Consider the following 3,778-nt stretch of genomic DNA (forward strand, 5'->3'; position numbering starts at 1 on the left):
CTTCAAGACCATCGCCGAGGTCGAGCCGAAGCTCTACGACCGCACGCTGACCATGAACGGCGTGTCGAAAGCCTATGCCATGACCGGCTGGCGCATTGGCTATGCGGCTGGCCCGATCCAATTGATCAAGGCGATGGACATGATCCAGGGGCAGCAGACCTCCGGCGCCTGCACCATCGCGCAATGGGCGTCGGTCGAAGCACTCAACGGTCCGCAGGATTTCATCGCCAAGAACAAGGCGATCTTCCAGAACCGCCGTGACCTCGTCGTGTCGATGCTCAACCAGGCGCGCGGCATCACCTGCCCCTCGCCCGAGGGCGCATTCTACGTCTATCCGTCCTGCGCCGGACTGATCGGCAAGAAGACCCAAGCGGGCGTCGTTATCGACGGCGACGAAACCTTCTGCAGCGAACTGCTTGAAGCCGAAGGCGTGGCAGTGGTGTTCGGTTCGGCTTTTGGCCTCGGCCCCAATTTCCGCATCTCCTACGCAACTTCCGAAGCACTTCTGGAAGAAGCATGCACGCGCATCCAGCGCTTCACCGCGTCGCTGACCTGAACGCGGCCGTCTGAAACGATCGAAAAACCCGGCTCCGGCCGGGTTTTTCTTTGCCGACTGGGCGAATCGACCTGGGCTTGCTACGGTTTCCTTACGGGAATGGTTAATTCTCATACGGTGTTATACATTTGCATATTGCCGTTCCGGCCCAAACTCTGTTAATCTAGTGCAAATATATCCGCCGCCGTCGGCGGGGGTATGTATAGAGATCCAGAGGCAGCAATTGTATCGAGCCAAACAGCGGCAGCAGGGGCGAAGGAGCACAAGTTTGCTCGCGCACTTGTTCTTTCTGCTGTTGCCGGTAATTGCTGCGCTGGGCGGCTCGGTTGCATCGAGCCAGGCTCACCTGATCGAGCACGACTCCGTTGTGCAAGTGTCGGCACCAGGCCCTGTCTATCAGGACACCGGTGGCCCACTGGCGCTGCTTGCTTGCGGCGACACCTGCATCACTTTAGCCGAGTGCAGCACCGACGGCACCGAAGACAGCGCATTACCGCGCATCGCCCATTCCCGGCCTATTGCCGAGATCGATATTTCTGTACCTTCAATCGATCCGCTCTTCAGCTTTTTGCGTGACAGAACGAGTGCGCCTCGCGCACCCCCAGCCCAGGTCTAACGGCGCAAAGCGCCCCACCTGCGCCGCCTGACCGGTCGACACGCGACCACGACAGCAAGTTCGTCGCTACTCCGGTCATCCTCCCACGGGACTAAACGTCCCGACAGAATTTCAGGAATTGCCATGTCCAAGACTCATCCACTCGGATTCCGCATTGAACGCGACCTCAAGGAAGCGCTCATCAAGGCGGCCAAGGACGACCACCGCTCGGTGTCGTCGATGGTCGAAATCATCATCGCCCGGTGGCTGCGCGATCGCGGCTATCTCGTCGAAAAGGAAGAACGGGCGGCTTGAGCCCCCCTCTTCTGAGAATGCCCGACGGCGCGGAAACCCGCCGCCGGGCGCCCGTCTACGACTAAGGTCATAATCCCAAAGCAGCGATGGAAAACGCCCGCCTCCCGGCGTTATCACTTCAACGTCGTTACGTCAGGCGGATTCCCGGAGCACAGTCTCCAGGCACATACCGCCGGCACTCTGGGAGGAGACAAATTATGGCAATCTCGGCAACCGCCGACGCCCGCAGGCGCAGCATGACGCGAGAAGAGAAGAAGGTCATCTTCGCTTCGTCGCTCGGCACCGTTTTCGAATGGTACGATTTCTACCTTTACGGTTCGCTCGCAGCCTTCATCGGCGCGACCTTCTTCAGCCAATATCCTGAAGCCACACGCAACATCTTCGCACTTCTGGCCTTCGCCGCCGGCTTCTTGGTGCGCCCCTTCGGCGCGCTCGTCTTCGGCCGCATCGGCGATCTCGTTGGCCGCAAATACACCTTCCTGGTCACCATCCTGATCATGGGCCTGTCGACCTTCTTCGTCGGCCTGCTGCCCGGCTCGGCCACGATCGGCATTGCTGCCCCGGTCATCCTGATCGCACTGCGCATGCTGCAGGGCCTGGCGCTCGGCGGTGAATATGGCGGTGCTGCGACCTATGTCGCCGAGCACGCCCCCGACGACCGTCGCGGCTACTACACCTCGTGGATCCAGACCACCGCGACACTCGGCCTGTTCCTGTCGCTGGTCGTCATCCTGGTGGTACAGACCTGGCTCGGCAAGGAAGCCTTCGCCGCCTGGGGCTGGCGCATTCCGTTCCTGCTGTCGTTCATCCTGCTCGGCATCTCGGTGTGGATTCGTCTGTCCCTGTCGGAATCGCCGGCCTTCCAGCGCATGAAGGAAGAAGGCAAGGGCTCCAAGGCACCGCTGTCGGAAGCCTTTGGTCAGTGGAAGAACGCCAAGATCGCCCTGCTCGCGCTGTTCGGCCTCACCGCCGGCCAGGCCGTTGTCTGGTACTCGGGCCAGTTCTACGCGCTGTTCTTCCTGCAGAACGTGCTCAAGGTCGACGCCCAGGCGGTCAACATCATGGTCGCGATTTCGCTTCTGCTCGGCACCGGCTTCTTCGTGCTGTTTGGCTGGCTGTCCGACAAGATCGGCCGCAAGCCGATCATCATGGCTGGCCTGGCACTCGCCATCGTCACCTACTTCCCGCTGTTCAAGGCGCTGACCTGGGCCGCAAACCCCGCTCTCGCCACCGCCCAGCAGAACGTTCGCGCCACCGTCACTGCCGCTCCTGGCGACTGCAAGTTCCAGTTCAACCCGGTAGGCACAGCGAAATTCACCACCTCTTGCGATATCGCGACATCGTTCCTGACCAAGAACTCGGTTCCTTACGACGTCGTCACCACGGCTGCGGCGGGTACCGCGGCCAGCGTCAAGATCGGCAACGAGACCGTCGAATCCTATGACGCGATCGCTGCCGGCGACACCGCCAAGGCCAAGGACGCAGCCTTCATCAAGGCTGTCAACATCGCCCTTCACGACGGCGGCTATCCGCTTGTCCGTGGTGCGAGCAAGGTTGCGGAACAGAAGCTCGACGCCTTCATCGCCGCCAACCCCGAGCTCAAGCTCGACGCCGCCGCCATCCGCGCCGGTGAAAAGGTATCGGTCCCGGCCGCCCAGGCGATCAAGGACAAGATCGTCACCGCCGAAGAGGCAGTCGGCGCTCCGGAGGTCGGCTTCTTCAACATCCCGGCCAGCGGCTCGTTCGCCATGGTCGCCGATCCAGCCGCAGTGAGCTGGCCAGGCGTCATCGCGATCCTTACCGTGCTGGTCATCTACGTGACCATGGTCTACGGCCCGATCGCCGCGATCCTGGTCGAGATGTTCCCGACCCGCATCCGCTACACCGGCATGTCGCTGCCCTACCACATCGGCAATGGCTGGTTCGGCGGACTGCTTCCGGCAACCGCATTCGCCATGAGTGCCGCCGCCGGCGACATCTACTACGGCCTGTGGTACCCGATCGCGATTGCCGCCATGACGCTGATCATCGGCACGCTGTTCGTCAAGGATACGCTCGGCACCGACCTCAACGCCAAGGATTGACCCTCGGCTACCTACGAAAAGCCCGGCAGGCGCCAACCTGCCGGGCTTTTTTGTTTTTTGGGGACGCGAGGCAGAGCGGTCAGTTCACCGGCTGCGCCTCGGGGAACTTCCAGCTGCCGTCGAGGACTTCATCACGCGGACGATAGAGGCGGACCATATAGTTCCAGCCGTTCATGATCGGCAGGCAATTTGAAATCTTGCCGTCGCAGCCACCGAACTGGACGGCAA

At 61.6% G+C, this 3,778-nt stretch carries 4 protein-coding genes and 1 pseudogene; 4 read left to right on the top strand and 1 reads right to left on the bottom strand.

Translation table 11 applies throughout. From position 1 onward, the window contains the following. The 4 genes from AC1DWF_RS30865 to AC1DWF_RS30880 all read left to right on the top strand — a co-directional run. The coding region (locus AC1DWF_RS30865) for an aminotransferase class I/II-fold pyridoxal phosphate-dependent enzyme (protein WP_476842472.1) at positions 1-556 on the top strand (556 nt) is incomplete at its 5' end. A 268-nt stretch (positions 557-824) separates the two neighbouring features. Beyond that, the gene (locus AC1DWF_RS30870) at positions 825-1,172 is read left to right on the top strand and encodes a hypothetical protein (protein ID WP_476786304.1); all 348 of its coding nucleotides are present in this window, start codon (positions 825-827) and stop codon (positions 1,170-1,172) included. Positions 1,173-1,295: 123 nt separating this feature from the next. Next, positions 1,296-1,466, top strand: coding sequence for a type II toxin-antitoxin system antitoxin (locus AC1DWF_RS30875; protein WP_476786303.1), 171 nt, complete (start codon positions 1,296-1,298; stop codon positions 1,464-1,466). Positions 1,467-1,663: 197 nt separating this feature from the next. Continuing rightward, a complete protein-coding gene (locus AC1DWF_RS30880; RefSeq protein WP_476789075.1) occupies positions 1,664-3,550 on the top strand; it encodes an MFS transporter in 1,887 nt (628 codons plus the stop codon). Positions 3,551-3,629: 79 nt separating this feature from the next. Here the strand turns inward: AC1DWF_RS30880 and AC1DWF_RS30885 are convergent. Continuing rightward, a pseudogene (locus tag AC1DWF_RS30885) lies at positions 3,630-3,778 on the bottom strand (carboxylesterase); the annotation flags it as partial.

It is taken from the genome of Aminobacter sp. P4_D5 (assembly GCF_056401815.1).